The sequence below is a fragment of the Protofrankia sp. BMG5.30 genome, assembly GCF_001983005.1.
GTDB classification, from domain to species: Bacteria; Actinomycetota; Actinomycetes; order Frankiales; family Frankiaceae; genus Protofrankia; species Protofrankia coriariae.
Genome location: NZ_MOME01000011.1, coordinates 167395 through 181753 on the forward strand (window position 1 = coordinate 167395; position 14359 = coordinate 181753).

The following is a 14359-nucleotide window of genomic DNA, read 5'->3' on the forward strand; positions in this document are numbered from 1 at the left end:
TGCCGGAGAACAACGCGGGGCGATCGATGGCTGTCGATTGTCGGTCAGACCGCCAGCAGCTCCGACTCCTTGTGCCGCAGTAGTTCGTCGACCTGGCTGACGTACCGGTGCGTCGCCTCGTCCAGGTCCTTCTCCCCGCGCCGGCCCTCGTCCTCGCCGGCCTCGCCGTCACGGACGATGCGGTCGATCGCGTCCTTGCTGTGCCGGCGCACGTTGCGGATGCTGATCCTGGCCTCCTCCGCCTTCGTCCGGGCGACCTTGGCCAGGTCACGCCGACGCTGCTCGGAGAGCTCCGGGAACAGGCAGCGGATGATCGTACCGTCGTTGCTCGGGTTCACTCCCAGATCGGAGTCGCGCACGGCCTTCTCGATGGCGGCCAGCGAGCCCTTGTCGTACGGGGTGATGATCACCATTCTCGGTTCCGGAATGTGGAACGACGCGAGCTGGTTCACCGGGGTCGGCGCGCCATAGTAGTCGACGAGAACCTTCGAGAACACCGACGGGGTGATCCGCCCCGTCCGGATGTTGGCGAAGTCGTCCTTCGCTACCGCGACCGCCTTGTCCATTTTCTCCTCGGCCTCGAGGAGTACATCGTCGATCACCGTCGTCCTTCCGTCCCGCCCTCGTCCACACTGACCAGGGTGCCGATCTTCTCACCGCGGACGGCTCGCAGTATGTTCCCCTCCGTCAGCAGGTCGAAAACCACGATCGGCAGCCTGTTGTCCATGCACAGACTGATGGCCGTGGCGTCCATGACCTTCAGCCCACGAGACAGCACCTCGCCGTAAACGAGTGCATCGAAACGAACCGCATGGGGATTCGTCGTTGGGTCGGTGTCGTACACACCGTCGACCTTGGTGGCCTTGAGAACAGCCTGTGCCTTGATTTCCAGGGCGCGCTGCGCGGCCGTGGTGTCGGTGGAGAAGAACGGCGCCCCCAGCCCCGCRCCGAAGATGACGACACGGCCCTTCTCCAGATGCCGGATGGCCCGCAGCGGCAGGTAGGGCTCGGCGACCTGGCCCATGGCGATCGCCGTCTGCACCCGGGTGACGACTCCCTCGCGCTCGAGGGCGTCCTGGAGAGCCAGGCAGTTGATCACGGTGCAGAGCATGCCCATATAGTCGGCCCGGGCCCGGTCGACACCACGTTCGGCCAGCAGATGGCCACGGAACATGTTGCCGCCACCGACCACGATCGCGACCTCGATACCGGTCCGGCTCACCTCGGCGATCTGGCGAGCGATCGTCGCGAGCGTCTCCGGGTCGATGCCCAGTGGCTCGCCACCGGCGAATGCCTCACCGGAGAGCTTCAGCAACACCCGTCGCCAGTGCACCTCGGCAACGCCACTATGGGGTGTAGCCGCTTCCGCGTCCCTGATGGCGTTTTCGATCACGAGCGGCCCCCTCGCCGTCGGCTACGATCATCGGCCGGTGGATATGCACTGCGAGTAGTCTGCCCTACCCGATCGGGTCGCAGAACCTCTGACCGCCACCTCCGGTTCGTTCGACGTACACCTGGACGTACACATGACGGGCAGCAGGGACAAAACGTCTCTGAGGAGAAGCCGGGGCCAGTGCCGGGACCGCTGGCCGGAACCGGCACTGGCCCGTCAGGCCGTCAGGCCGTCTTGACGTTGAACCGGGCGAACCGGCCAACCTCGATCTTCTCGCCGAGCGAGGATCCCGCCTGCTCCAGCAGCGCGCGGATAGTGATCTTGCCGTCCCGGACCCAGGGCTGCTCAAGCAGGACGACCGCTTTCACATAGCCGTTCAGCCGCCCCTCCACGATCTTCGGGAGCGCCTGCTCGGGCTTGCCCTCCTCGCGGGCCGCGGCCTCGTAGATCTTCTTCTCCTGCTCGAGAACCTCGTTCGGGATCTGCTCCGCGGTCACGTAGAGCGGATCTGCCGCCGCGACGTGCTGCGCGATGTCCCGCGCGAGCTGCTTGAACTGGTCGGTCTTCGCGACGAAGTCGGTTTCGCACTTCAGTTCCAGCAGGACACCGATGGTGGGGGGCAGCTGCGGGTCGGTCTTGTGCAGGTAGGACTCCACCAGGCCGTTGGAGGCGCTGCGCCCAGCCCGCTTGGCGACCTGCGCCAGGCCCTTCTCCCGCAGCCAGAACCTGGCCTTCTCGAAGTCGCCGTCGTTCTCGACGAGCGCTTTCTTGACGTCGCTCATCCCGGCGCCGGTGAGTTCCCGGAGCTTACGAATGTCAGCGGCGGTGATTTCTGCCATGGTGCTCTTCTCGTTCCATCCGGCTGCTGGTGTTGGTGGGAGCCACCGGGGCCGCGGGCAGCGCGATCGTCACTTCTTCACGTTCACGCTGCCGGGCCCCGGTGCCCCCGTAGGGTCGCTACTGGATCTTGCGAGGACGTGCTGGCGGGTACCGCGCGAAGGCCGGGCAGGCCAGCGTCCGGGACGGCTGGTCAGACCCGGGCGGTCGCGGCGCCCACTGCGGAGACCGTGTCGGAGTCGGGGTGGGCCGGCACGGCCGGCGCGGCCGGCGCCTGACCGGCCGGCTGCTGCGCCTCGGAGCCGGCCGTGGCCGGCGCGTCGGCGGAGGACACCTGCCCCCGCAGCAGCTCCTGCTCCCACTCGGTCAGTGGCTCCCCGCCGCTGGGCGTCTCCGGCTTGACGTCCGCCGACGTCGCCCCACCCGCACGGGCCACCAGCCCGTCCGCCACGGCGTCGGCCACCACCCGGGTGAGCAGGGTCGCGGAGCGGATGGCGTCGTCGTTGCCGGGGATCGGGTAGTCGACCTCGTCCGGGTCGCAGTTGGTGTCCAGGATCGCGACGACCGGAATGCCGAGCTTGCGGGCCTCCCCGACGGCGATGTGCTCCTTCTTCGTGTCGACGACCCAGACCGCGCTCGGCACCCGGGTCATGTCCCGGATACCGCCAAGGGTCCGCTCGAGCTTGGCCTTCTCCCGGGACAGCACGAGCTGTTCCTTCTTCGTCCGAACCTCGGTGCCGCCGGTCAGCTCGATCTCCTCGAGCTCCTTCAGCCRCTGGAGGCGCTTGTACACCGTGGAGAAGTTGGTGAGCATGCCACCGAGCCAACGCTCCTTGACGTAGGGCATGCCGACCCGCTGCGCCTGCTCCTCGATGGCTTCCTGAGCCTGCTTCTTCGTGCCGATGAACAGGACGGTGCCACCGTGCGCGACGGTCTCCTTGACGAAGTCGTAGGCACGGTCGATGTAGGACAGGGTCTGCTGCAGGTCAATGATGTAAATGCCGTTGCGCTCCGTGAAGATGAAACGCTTCATCTTCGGGTTCCAGCGCTTCGTCTGGTGTCCGAAATGCACACCGCTTTCGAGCAACTGCTTCATGGTGACGACGGCCACGGCTCGTCGCTCCCTTCTGCGCCGGGGGTACCGACGCACCTCGGTTACCGGCCCCGGCCAGCGACCGGGACCCCTGACGCCCTGCTGGCCCCTACCGCCGCGGATGGCAGCGGACCGAGAGAGCCTTCCAGCCGCACCGGGAGGGCGGGCGGGCGGAGAAGGGCGTGTGGATTCAGCTCGACCGTTCGAGCCGTACCCCAATCCTACGCCCACCCGCGTGCCGCCCCCCAGCGGGTTGTCCACAGGCGGGTTGTCCACAGGCGGGTCGTCCACAGCGGGTACGGGCCACCCGGACGGGGGTTGTGCACGGACCGGCTCGCAACCGGCGGGTTGTCCACAGGAGCCCGTCCGGCCGTGACCGCCAGGCCCGCACCGGTCACCGTGGCAGCAGCGGGAACATGCGCGGATCACTACTACGGACGCGCCCCGGCTCCCGGGCTCGGGCGTCACGGTCGCACCTGCCGTGCCGGCGACGGTCCGCCAGCCACCCGCCCGCCCGCCGCACGCTCACGGCCCGGAAATCCGGAGGCGCCATGATCCCGCCGTCCCGACACCGTCCGTTGCTTCTCCTGCTGCTGACGGCCGCGCTGCTCGCCCTGGTGGCCACCGGATGGCCGCATCCGCTGACCGGCTACGGCACTCGGGCGGCCGTCTCCCCCGCCTCCCCCGTACAGCCGGCGCCCACGCGGCCGGCCATCGCGGCGCCGGTATCCGAGGGGCCGGTACCGCTCGGGAGCGGCACCGGCATGAACCCGGTGTCACCGGGGCGTGCCGTCACGGCGCCATCAGGCCCGCTCTGGCGCGCCCCGCTGGACGGGACGCTCATCCTCGGCCGCGCCTTCAGCCCGCCGTCGTCGCCGTACGGCCCCGGCCACCGCGGCGTCGACCTGGTGGCCGCCCCGGGGACGCAGGTGCGGGCCGCCGGCCGAGGCGTCGTCACGTTCGCCGGAACGATCGCTGGACGCGGTGTGACGACCGTCAGCCACGGATCGTTGCGGACGACCTACGAGCCGGTGGAGCCGACCGTGGCGGCCGGCCGGACGGTGGCCGCGGGCGAACCGATCGGCCGGCTGGCCGCCGGGCATCCCGGCTGCCCCGCTGCCGCCTGCCTGCACTGGGGCCTGCTCGAGGGGAGCCGCTATCTCGACCCGCTCGGCCTGCTCCGGCGCCGTTCCCCGCGGCTGCTGCCCCTCGGATGAGACCGATTGCTCCTCGTGCCCCTCGGGTGGGATCACCTGCCACTGTTGCCCGGCCGCTGGGCTCTCCCTGGCCGTCAGGCCCGCGGATGACTCTGCTCGAACGCGGCACGCAGCCGTTGCGGTGTGACATGGGTGTAGATCTGCGTCGTGGCCGGGCTGGCATGACCGAGGAACTCCTGCACCGACCGGAGATCCGCGCCGCCTGCCAGCAGATGYGTGGCCGCGGAGTGGCGGATGCCGTGCGGGCTGATCGGCCCGATCCCGTCTGCCGTGGCGGTTCGGGCGGCCAGGATGCGCCGGACCGTCCTGGGGTCGAGCCGGCGGCCCCGCACCCCCAGGAACAGCGCCCGCCCGCTGCCGGCCACGGCGAGCGTCGGACGACCGGCCGCAAGCCAGTTCCGTAGGGCCCGCTGGGCGGGCACGCCGAAGGGAACGGCACGTTCACGGCCGCCCTTGCCGCGGACCCGCACCAGCCGTCGCTCGTCGTCGACGTCGTCGATGTCGAGACCGCACAGTTCGCTGACCCGGGTGGCGGTGGCGTACAGCAGCTCGAGGACGGCGTCGTCACGGACGACGATCGCGCTCTGGCCGGCCGCGCTCTGGCCGGCCGCCAACAGCTCCCATGCCTGGGCGGCGGTCAGCACCGTCGGTAGCGACGCGGGCCGCCGGGGGCCTGCCAGCCGCTCGGCGACGTCGGCGGCCAGCCATCCCTGCCGGGCCGCGAACGCGCTGAAGCCGCGCGCCACCGAGGCCCGCCTGGCCAGCGTGGTGGCGGCGGCCCCGTGGGCCCGCATCCCGGCAAGCCATCCGCGCAGCACCCCGAGATCGACACCGGCAGGCCCGTCGAGCCCGACATCCTGGGCGTACCCGCGCAGATGGGCTAGATCGGCCCGGTAGGCGCGAACGGTTTCCGGAGATCGGTCACGTTCAGTCGCCAGATGGCGAAGGTATGCCGAAACCGCGACGTCCCAGGAAACCTCGGCCTCCCGGCAGACCCCGGCAGCCCGGAAAACCCCCGTGTCCCCACAGGCCCCCGTTTCCCCGCGGGCCGTCATGTCCCGCGGGGCGGTGCTCCGGGAAGCGCTGTCCCGCGGAACACTGTCCGGGCAGGCGCTGTCCCGCGGAACACTGTCCGGGCAAGCGATATCCCGCGGGGCGCTGTTCCGCGGGGCGCTGTCTCGGGGTGCGGTGTCCCGGGAYGCGTTGTCCAGCGGGGCGGTGCTCCGGGAAGTTGTGGTATCCCCGGTGACCGGATCCCGGGAGTCAGCGACCGCACCGCCCATCCACCGCACGGTGTCCTTCGATCAGCTTCGTGTCAACACCGACCGGCCGGCCCGCGACGCCCCGGCACACCAGCCTCAGCCGGCCACACCAGTCTCAGCCGGCTGTACCGGTCGCACCGGCATCGTCAGCCGCGCCGGCCCTGCCGGCCGCGGACGGCGCTCGGCCCAGCGCTGTCAGGCGGTATCCGTCGCCGCGCAGCTCGACCAGGCCCTCGACGACCAGCGGGCCCATCAGCGCCTGCACCGTTTCGGGCCGTTCCCCCAGCCGTTGTGCCAGCACCGCCGCTCCCACCGAACTGCGGGCTGGCATCACGTCCAGCATGCGACGGACCAGCTCGGGCAGGCCGTCGCGACTGCCGGTGTCCGCCGGTGGGTACTCGGCGAGCTCACCGATGCCGCCGATCTCCTCACAGACCTCGGCGGCATCGGTGACCAGGACGGTCTGTTCGCGGTGGGTCCGCAGCAGGCGGTGGCATCCGACGCTGGCGGCGCTCGTGACCGGCCCCGGCACGGCCATCACCACCCGCCCGAGCCGGCGGGCGTGCCGGACGGTGTTCAGCGCGCCGCTGCGGTGGCCCGCCTCGACGAGAACCGTGCCCCTGGTCAGCCCGGCGATGATTCTGTTGCGGGTCAGGAAACGCCCCCGGTACGGCGGGCTTCCGGGCGCCGCTTCGCTGACGACCAGCCCGTTGTCACGGATCCGTGCCAGCAGTTCGGTGTGGGCCCGGGGATACGCAATGTCGACCCCGCCGGCCAGGACCGCGATCGTGGGGCCGGCGGCCGCCAGCGCCCCGTGATGGGCCGCCGCGTCGATACCGAACGCCGCGCCGGAAACGATCGTCCAGCCCCGGTCCGCGAGCCCGGCGGCGAGGTCGACCGCGATGGTGGTCCCATAGGCGGTCGCCGCCCGGGAGCCCACCACTGCCACCGCCCGTTCGCACAGTCGGCCCAGGTCTCCGTCCCCACGGGCCCACAGCCCGAACGGCTCCCCCGCCTCCGGCTCCGGGCCCTCGGACAGCCGCCCGAGGGCGGTCAGCGCGGACGGCCACTCCGGGTCCCCCGGGCAGATGAACCGCCCGCCGAGGGCCGCAAGCAGGCCCAGGTCGCGTTCCGGGTCGACGTCGGGATAACGGCCGCGCAGGTCGGCCCAGACGGCCACGGCGCCGCGCCGGGCCACCTCGACGCCAACCGCCGGCCGGTCCGAGCTGACCGCGCGGGACAGTGCCGCCCTGGCCAGCCGCTCGCTGTCGGTGGCCGTCACTGCTGTCTCCCGGGCAGCCGCAGGTCCAGCGCCATCCCGATCTGGGTCGGCCCCGGGGCGGGCAGGCCGGTCAGGTCCGCGAGCGTCCAGGCCACCCGCAGGACACGGTCCAGACCACGCGCGGTGAGCTGCCCGGACTCGAAGGCGAGATCGGCTGGACGGGTCACCTTCGCTGGCAGTGCCCACGTCCGCCGCAGGGCGGCACCGGGGATCTCCGCGTTGGTGCGCCACGGCGTACCGGCCAGCCGGGACGCCGTGGCCGCTCGCGCCGCTTCGACCCGCCCCGCCGCGACCGCCGAGGTGTCGGCGTATCTGGCGTCCGCACGCAGTTCGGCCCGGCTGGGCGCGGCGAGTTCGACCTGCAGGTCCACCCGGTCGAGCAGCGGACCTGACAGCCGGGAGAGGTAGCGCCGGCGTACCAGGCTCGGGCACTCGCACGCCCTGGCCGTGGCGGCGCCCGCCCGGGCGCACGGGCACGGGTTCGCCGCGAGCACCAGCAGGAAACGGGCGGGAAACCGCGCGCTCACCCGGGCCCGCGCCAGTTCGATCACCCCGCTTTCCAGCGGTTGGCGCAGCGCGTCGAGGGTGGGGCGGGAGAACTCCGGCGCCTCGTCGAGGAACAGCACACCCCGGTGCGCCTGGCTGGCCAGGCCCGGGCGCAGCACGGTCGAGCCCGCTCCGACGAGCGCGGCCGGCGTGGCCGAATGATGCGGGTTGCGGTACGGCGGACGGAGCACCAGCGGGCAGTCCTCGGGCAGCAGCCCGGCCACCGAGTGCACCGCGGTCACCTCGAGGGCGGCCTCGGTGTCGAGCGCGGGCAGCAGGCCCGGCAGCCGTTCGGCCAGCATGGTCTTGCCGCTGCCCGGCGGTCCCTGCATGAACAGGTGGTGGCCGCCGGCGGCCGCCACCTCGACGGCGAGCCGGCCGCGCGGCTGGCCCGCCACGTCGGCGAGATCGCCGACACCGGCAGCCGCGGAACGCGCCGTGTCGGTGGCGGCCGCCGCCGGCGGATCCGGCTCGTACTCCCCGCGCAGCAGCCGGACCAGGCAGTCGAGATCCTTCACCGGTTCGACGACGGCCCCCGGGACGAGCGCGGCCTCCGGGCCGTTCGCCTCGGGCACGACGACACGTTCGATGCCGGCGTCGAGCGCCGCGATCGTCGCCGGCAGCACCCCGCGGACCGGCCGCAGCCGGCCGTCGAGCGCCAGTTCCCCGAGCAGCACCCGGGAGCGCAGCGCCGCCGGGGGGACGGTGGCCGCCGCTCCGAGGATCGCGGCGGCCATCGCCACGTCGAACCCGCTACCGGACTTCGGCAGGGTCGCCGGGAAGAGCCCGACCGTGATCCGCTGGCTCGGCCACTGCTGGCCGGAGTTGACGATCGCGGCCCGGATGCGGTCCCGGGCCTCGTGCAGGGAGGTGTCCGGCAGCCCGACAAGGGTGATGGCCGGCAGCCCGTTCGCGAGATCCGCCTCGACCTCGACGAGATGCCCGTGCACCCCCACGACCGCGACGCTGAACGCCCGCGCCAGCGCCATCAGAACGCCCCGCGCAGATGCTCCACCCGCGGCGGGTTGTTACGGGTGCGGTACACCTCGACCACGTCGAAGCGCAGCGGCATCAGCGCGTGCTCGTGGTCACGCAGCCAGACGAGCGCCACGCGGCGGATACGAGCGGCCTTTGCCGGCACCACGGCCTGCGCCGGTGTGCCGTAGCGGTCCCCGGAGCGGGTCTTGACCTCGCAGAACACCAGACACGAGCCGTCCCGGGCGACAATGTCGATCTCACCGGCCGCGCATCGCCAGTTACGGTCGAGGATCTCCATCCCGCACCGCGACAGATGCCGGGCGGCGGTGTCCTCCCCGAACCGCCCGAGTACGTCCTTGACCCGCATCGCGCGCTCCCGTCCACGGGCGACGGACGCGCCCGTGGAGATCAGGATGACTGGCGAAAACGGACAGAACGAGATTACCTGCCGATCTGTGGACAAAACGGGCCTCGCGTCGTTCGCCCGTCCACAGGTTAGAGCTCGGCTTTGGTCAGCTCCTCGACGTTGATGTCCTTGAACGTGACCACTCGAACGTTCTTCACGAACCTCGCCGGCCGGAACATGTCCCAGACCCAGGCATCACGCAGGGTGAGTTCAAAGAAGATCTCACCGGCGCTGTTGCGGGCCTCGATCTGGTAGTCGTTCGCGAGGTAGAAGCGACGCTCCGTCTCGATCACATAGGAGAAGAGACCGACGACGTCCCGGTACTCACGGTAGAGCTGGAGCTCCATCTCGGTCTCGTACTTCTCGAGGTCTTCGGCGCTCATGCGCTCTCCGTCGCGCTGGGTAGCCCGGTCCGTGTCACGRCGTCCTCCAGCCGCGCCAGTCGTTCACGTTGAGCTTGTGCCACATTGACATACGACATCCGATGCTGTTCGCACGGTCCGTACGCGGACAGTGCCGCGGCGTGCCCGGCCGTTACATACCCCTTGTGTTGGGCGAAATCGTACTCGGGATGCCGGTGGTGGAGATCTTTCATGATCCGGTCCCGGGTCACCTTGGCCACCACCGACGCGGCCGCCACACAGGCGACGACCTGGTCACCCTTGAGCACGGCGGTGGAGGCGACCCCCAGCCCCGGCACCGCGAACCCGTCGGTGATGACGTACCCCGGCCGCCGGCCCAGGCGTGCCACGGCCCGGCGCATCCCGGCGATGTTCGCCACGTGCACACCGCACGCGTCGATCTCGGATGACTGGATCACGACGGTCGCCCACGCCTGGGCGACAGACAGTATCTCGTCGAACACCTGTTCGCGTAACCGCGGCGACAGCCGCTTGGAGTCCGCGAGATCGACGAGGCGGCGCGACCCGTTCGCGGGGAGGACGACAGCGGCCACCACGAGCGGCCCCGCGCACGCGCCACGGCCGGCCTCGTCGACGCCGGCCACGGGCGCGAACCCCCGGCGCCGCAGGAGACGCTCACAGCCCCACAGCCCGCTCTCACCTCGGACCGCCGCGCCGGTCGGCGCGAACGGCGGGAGGGGCCGCGGCCGGACGCCGCCCTCGGCGGGCCGCCGGGCGCCACCGCGACCGGCGGCCGTCGCGGTGGGCTGACGGGCAGTCGCCGTTGTCGTCACCTGCGTTCCTCCCGAGCCGTTTCACCGGTCGCGTCGGCAGGGTACCGGGCGAGGCTCGCCTGCGCCGCGCCGTGGTGGCGACGCCCACCACCGCCGCTCCCGCCAGCCCGGCGCCGGCAAGCGGCGCGGCGCCCGCCGCCTGCGCACCCGCGGCGGCAAAGATGTTCGGCGGGCTCAGGATCGCCATCCGGCTCAGGGGCCAGACCCGCACGAAGGCCCGGCCGACGACCTTGCTCTGCGGGATGGTGCCGTTCACCCGGGAGTCCGAGGACTCACCGCGGTGGTCACCCATGACCCACAGCTCGCCGGGTGGCACCTTCACCGGCTCGAACTCACGGCCCCCTCCGAGCGGGCTGTTCTCGTACACGTACGGTTCGTCCAGCGGCTGGCCGTTGACCGTCACCCGTCCCTGGGCGTCACAACACGCGACGGTGTCACCGCCCACACCRATGACACGCTTGATGAAGTCCTTGTCGCTGGGCGCGCCGAGGCCGAGCATCCCCTGCACCGACCGCRGCGCCCGGGAGAAGACGTTGCCCGGCGGAGTGACCAGGACCTCGGCCCGCTCGAAACCGGTCCCGTCCCCGTTGAACACCACGATCTCGCCACGGTGGACGTCCCGGAAACGGTAGACGAGCTTGTTGACCAGCACCCGGTCGTTGACCAGCAGGGTGCGCTCCATCGACACGGTCGGTATCCAGAACGCCTGGACGAGGAACGCCTTGATGAGCAGGGCGAGCAGGAAGGCGATCAGGACCAGCAACGGCAGCTCACGGGCGAACGAGCCGCGGCCACCGCGGCCGCCGCGGCCCGGGCGCTGGCGGGTGGGCGGGCCGTCCGTGGCATCCACCCCGGCCCGCTGGGGCTCCGGGAACTCCTGGAACTCCTGACCGGTCAGGTTCTCACCGATGACGTTCTCCCCGGTAGCGTCGCCTACGGCCTCGGTCTGACGGCCGGCCGGCCGGCCGTCGTCGGGGACAGCGGCCGGATGCCCCTGATGCCGGCCAGGCACGCCGACCGGACCCGGCTGCGGCCGGGTGGTGGCCGATGTGGACCCGGCCGCTTCGTCGTCGGCCGGTGGGGGGGAGCCAGTCCGCTCTCCGGGCGTGTCGACCGCGTCGTCCTCGCGGCCGCCCGTGGAGCCGGCGGGCGGAGGCCCGCCCCAGCGCATCGGACGACTGTGCTCGGCTCCACTCACCGCGCCACCTCATGGGTTCGCCGACTCGGGCTGGAATGTGCTGTCCGGGGAACCCGGTTGAAAACGATCGCTGACCACCCTACGCGCCTGGCCGGCGCCAACGACGCCACGGCGGACGCGTGTCCGATGTTCGGGTCGCCACACGCACCGGTCGCGATCATGCCGCAACGGCCGTACCACAGCCGGTCGTGTCAGCCATCCTCAGTTCCAGTGTCAGCTCCGGCCCGCCAAACCGCCACGGCCGACCGGGCACGTCCTACGCCGGCCGGCGCTTCTCCTTGATCTTCGCCGCCTTGCCACGCAGATCACGCAGGTAGTAGAGCTTCGCGCGGCGAACGTCCCCGCGGGTGACAACTTCGATCTTGGATATCACCGGGCTGTGGACGGGGAAGGTCCGCTCCACACCGACACCGAAGCTGACCTTACGGACCGTGAAGGTCTCGCGCACGCCGCCGCCCTGCCGCCGGATCACGACGCCCTGGAAGACCTGGATGCGCTGGCGGTTRCCCTCGACGACACGAACATGAACCTTCAGAGTGWCGCCCGGCCAGAACGTCGGGACGTCGGTCCTCAGTGACGCGGCGTCGAGGCTGTCCAGGGTTTGCATGGCAGTCGCTTTCTCGCGGTGATGACGGGACGGGTCAGGCCTGGTCCGGCCGGCGGAGGTGAGCCACTGTAACGGAGCACCTACTAGCGGACCACACACCGGCGGTYTGCGCATCAGCGGGCCGTGCTGGCAGTCGTGCTGGCATTGGCCCCTGGTGGCATCCGCTCGGTGCCCGCTCACGCCGAGTGATGTCACCCGGTGCGGCGGACGGCCGGAAACCGTATCCTACTGTGCCACACGAGCGTTCGAGCCGGTCCCACCCGAGCCGTCGTCCGCCGCCGCCTGGTCCTGGCGGGCGAGCAGGTCCGGGCGGCGTTGCGCGGTCCGCYGCAGGGCTTCGGCCCGCCGCCACCGGCCAATGGCGGCGTGGTCGCCGGAGCGCAGCACGGCCGGGACCTCGCGGTCACCCCACACCGCCGGCCGGGTGTACACCGGGGCCTCCAGCAGGCCGTCGGTGAAGGAGTCGTCCGTCACGGACTCGGCGTTGCCGACCACGCCGGGCAGCAGCCGGGTGACCGCCTCCAGGATGACCAGGGTGGCGACCTCTCCCCCGGCGAGAACGTAGTCCCCGATGGAGATCTCGTCGTCGGCCCACTCGTCGATGACACGCGCGTCGATGCCCTCGTAACGGCCGCAGCAGAACACCAGCCACGGCACGTCGGCGAGATCGGCAGCGTACGCCTGTGTGAAGGGCCGTCCGACCGGGGTCGGGACGACGATCCGGGGCCGCCGACCGTCCGCCGCGCCCAGCGCGCGGATCTCGGTCAGCGCAGCCCACCACGGCTGCGGACGCATGACCATGCCCGGCCCACCGCCGTAGGGGGCATCGTCGACGCTGCGATGCACGTCGTCGGCCCACTGCCGCAGGTCGTGCAGGTGGACGTCGAGGATGCCGCGCGCGCGGGCCCTACCGACCAGGGACAGCTCCAGCGGGCTGAGATAGTCGGGGAAGATCGTAACTATGTCGACGCGCACAACCGCTCCGCTGCTCCAGGTCCGCCGCGCTACTCCAGGTCGAACAGGCCCGGTGGCGGGTCGACGACGATCCGGCCGACCGGCACCTCGACCGTCGGCACGATCTCACGCACGAACGGGACGAGCACCTCACGGCCGCCGACGTGCTCGACGGCGAGTAGTTCCCCGGCGGGCGTGTGGACGACGTCGACGACCGTGCCCACGTCGACATCATCAACCGTGACCACCCGCAGTCCGACGAGGTCGCGGTCCCACCACAGGTTGCCGGCATCCTCGTCGCCGTCGTCCGCGGCCTGGCCCGCCTGACCGGCGGCGATGGTGAGAACGCGACCGCGCAGGGCCTCGGCGGCGTCGCGGTCGCCGACGCCCTCGAAGCGCGCCAGCAGGCGGCCGGCGTGCCAACGCGCCCCGGCCACCACCAGCGGCGTGGCCGTGGGCGGCTCGCCACACAGGTGCGTCCCGGGCGCGAACCTGCGCTCGGGAACGTCCGTACGGACGTCGATCGTCACCTCGCCCCGGATGCCGTGGGGACGGCCGATCCGGCCGACCACGACCGGCTCGTCCGCCGCCGGGTCGGCGGCAGGGCCGCCTCCGTCACGTGCTGCCGCGGACCGCGGCCGGCTGGTGGCGCTTTCGCCGTGTGTTCCGACAGCCATCTGAAGACGGCCCTACCGGTCGACGTCGATCACATCGACCCGCAGGCCCCGGTCACCCACTCCGGCCATGACCGTCCGCAGCGCGCGGGCTGTCCGCCCGCCGCGCCCGATGACCTTACCGAGATCGTCCGGATGCACCCGGACCTGAAGGGTGCGGCCCCGCCGGCCCGACTGCAGGTTCACGCGCACATCGTCCGGGTGGTCGACGATGCCCCGAACAAGATGCTCGAGGGCGGCTTCCAGCACTTACTGCCCCTCCGGAGCCTGCGACTCGGCCGCCGCCGGCTCGGTCTTCCCGGCGGCGGGGGCGTCCTCCGTCGCCTTCTTGACCTTCTTCGGCGTGGTCGCGGGCTTGTCGGTGAGGCCGGCCGCGGCCTTGGCCGCCGCCTGGAACACCTCGCGCTTGTCGGCCTTGGGAGCGGCGACCTTCACCGGCGGCGGCGCGGGAAGACCCTTGAACTTCTGCCAGTCACCGGTGACCTTGAGGATCGCGAGTACCGATTCGGTCGGCTGCGCACCGACACCGAGCCAGTATCCGGCACGCTCGCCGTCGACCTTGATGATGCTCGGGTCGGACTTCGGGTGGTACTGCCCGATCGTTTCGATGACCCGTCCGTCCCGCTTGGTACGGGCGTCCGCGACGACGATCCGGTAGTGCGGCTCGCGCATCTTGCCGAGGCGCTGAAGTTTGATCTTGGTTGCCACGATTGTCGA

17 protein-coding genes are annotated in these 14359 nt (G+C 71.5%); 1 reads left to right on the top strand and 16 read right to left on the bottom strand.

Translation table 11 applies throughout. The features are described 5' to 3' along the window. Positions 1-44: 44 nt before the first annotated feature. The 4 genes from frr to rpsB all read right to left on the bottom strand — a co-directional run bounded on the left by frr (position 45) and on the right by rpsB (position 3341). Positions 45-602 (bottom strand): ribosome recycling factor, encoded by a 558-nt coding sequence (gene frr, locus BL254_RS07460; protein WP_047221370.1) that lies wholly within the window; start codon positions 600-602, stop codon positions 45-47. Continuing rightward, entirely contained in the window at positions 599-1378 is a 780-nt protein-coding gene (gene pyrH / locus BL254_RS07465; protein ID WP_043606998.1) for a UMP kinase, read from the bottom strand. Before pyrH ends, frr begins: the two co-directional genes overlap by 4 nt. Positions 1379-1617: 239 nt before the next feature. Next, positions 1618-2232, bottom strand: a complete 615-nt coding sequence (locus tag BL254_RS07470; protein WP_047221369.1) for a translation elongation factor Ts — start codon at positions 2230-2232, stop codon at positions 1618-1620. Between the two features lie 191 nt (positions 2233-2423). Then, positions 2424-3341 carry a 30S ribosomal protein S2 gene (gene rpsB, locus BL254_RS07475; protein WP_076842896.1) on the bottom strand — a complete coding sequence of 306 codons (918 nt, stop codon included), beginning with the start codon at positions 3339-3341 and terminating at the stop codon, positions 2424-2426. A 536-nt stretch (positions 3342-3877) separates the two neighbouring features. Here rpsB and BL254_RS07480 point away from each other — a divergent pair. Beyond that, on the top strand, positions 3878-4540 hold the full coding sequence (locus tag BL254_RS07480; RefSeq protein WP_076842926.1) for a murein hydrolase activator EnvC: 663 nt from the start codon (positions 3878-3880) through the stop codon (positions 4538-4540). 74 nt (positions 4541-4614) lie between these two features. Here the strand turns inward: BL254_RS07480 and BL254_RS07485 are convergent, their stop codons facing one another. The 12 genes from BL254_RS07485 to rpsP all read right to left on the bottom strand — a co-directional run bounded on the left by BL254_RS07485 (position 4615) and on the right by rpsP (position 14350). Beyond that, positions 4615-5595, bottom strand: a complete 981-nt coding sequence (locus BL254_RS07485; RefSeq protein WP_275452038.1) for a tyrosine recombinase XerC — start codon at positions 5593-5595, stop codon at positions 4615-4617. 322 nt (positions 5596-5917) lie between these two features. Beyond that, complete coding sequence (gene dprA / locus BL254_RS07490) at positions 5918-7084, bottom strand: DNA-processing protein DprA (protein WP_076842898.1); 1167 nt, start codon at positions 7082-7084, stop codon at positions 5918-5920. After that, positions 7081-8619: a YifB family Mg chelatase-like AAA ATPase gene (locus BL254_RS07495; RefSeq protein ID WP_076842899.1), complete on the bottom strand. Its 1539-nt coding sequence runs from the start codon at positions 8617-8619 to the stop codon at positions 7081-7083. Before BL254_RS07495 ends, dprA begins: the two co-directional genes overlap by 4 nt. After that, on the bottom strand, positions 8619-8975 hold the full coding sequence (locus BL254_RS07500) for a YraN family protein (RefSeq protein WP_013874827.1): 357 nt from the start codon (positions 8973-8975) through the stop codon (positions 8619-8621). Before BL254_RS07500 ends, BL254_RS07495 begins: the two co-directional genes overlap by 1 nt. Before the next feature lie 128 nt (positions 8976-9103). Continuing rightward, on the bottom strand, positions 9104-9397 hold the full coding sequence (locus tag BL254_RS07505; RefSeq protein ID WP_013874828.1) for a DUF2469 domain-containing protein: 294 nt from the start codon (positions 9395-9397) through the stop codon (positions 9104-9106). Continuing rightward, the gene (locus BL254_RS07510; RefSeq protein WP_076842927.1) at positions 9394-10065 is read right to left on the bottom strand and encodes a ribonuclease HII; all 672 of its coding nucleotides are present in this window, start codon (positions 10063-10065) and stop codon (positions 9394-9396) included. The genes BL254_RS07505 and BL254_RS07510 overlap by 4 nt, the downstream gene beginning before the upstream one ends. Positions 10066-10072: 7 nt before the next feature. Continuing rightward, positions 10073-11407: a signal peptidase I gene (gene lepB / locus BL254_RS24835; protein WP_254857887.1), complete on the bottom strand. Its 1335-nt coding sequence runs from the start codon at positions 11405-11407 to the stop codon at positions 10073-10075. Between the two features lie 256 nt (positions 11408-11663). Next, positions 11664-12014: a 50S ribosomal protein L19 gene (gene rplS / locus BL254_RS07520; protein ID WP_076842900.1), complete on the bottom strand. Its 351-nt coding sequence runs from the start codon at positions 12012-12014 to the stop codon at positions 11664-11666. Between the two features lie 225 nt (positions 12015-12239). Next, the gene (trmD, locus tag BL254_RS07525) at positions 12240-12989 is read right to left on the bottom strand and encodes a tRNA (guanosine(37)-N1)-methyltransferase TrmD (protein ID WP_076842901.1); all 750 of its coding nucleotides are present in this window, start codon (positions 12987-12989) and stop codon (positions 12240-12242) included. Between the two features lie 29 nt (positions 12990-13018). After that, positions 13019-13645: a ribosome maturation factor RimM gene (rimM, locus tag BL254_RS07530; protein WP_083730909.1), complete on the bottom strand. Its 627-nt coding sequence runs from the start codon at positions 13643-13645 to the stop codon at positions 13019-13021. A gap of 12 nt (positions 13646-13657) precedes the next feature. Next, the gene (locus BL254_RS07535) at positions 13658-13891 is read right to left on the bottom strand and encodes an RNA-binding protein (RefSeq protein ID WP_047221363.1); all 234 of its coding nucleotides are present in this window, start codon (positions 13889-13891) and stop codon (positions 13658-13660) included. Continuing rightward, positions 13892-14350: a 30S ribosomal protein S16 gene (rpsP, locus tag BL254_RS07540; RefSeq protein ID WP_047221362.1), complete on the bottom strand. Its 459-nt coding sequence runs from the start codon at positions 14348-14350 to the stop codon at positions 13892-13894. Positions 14351-14359 lie beyond the last annotated feature (9 nt).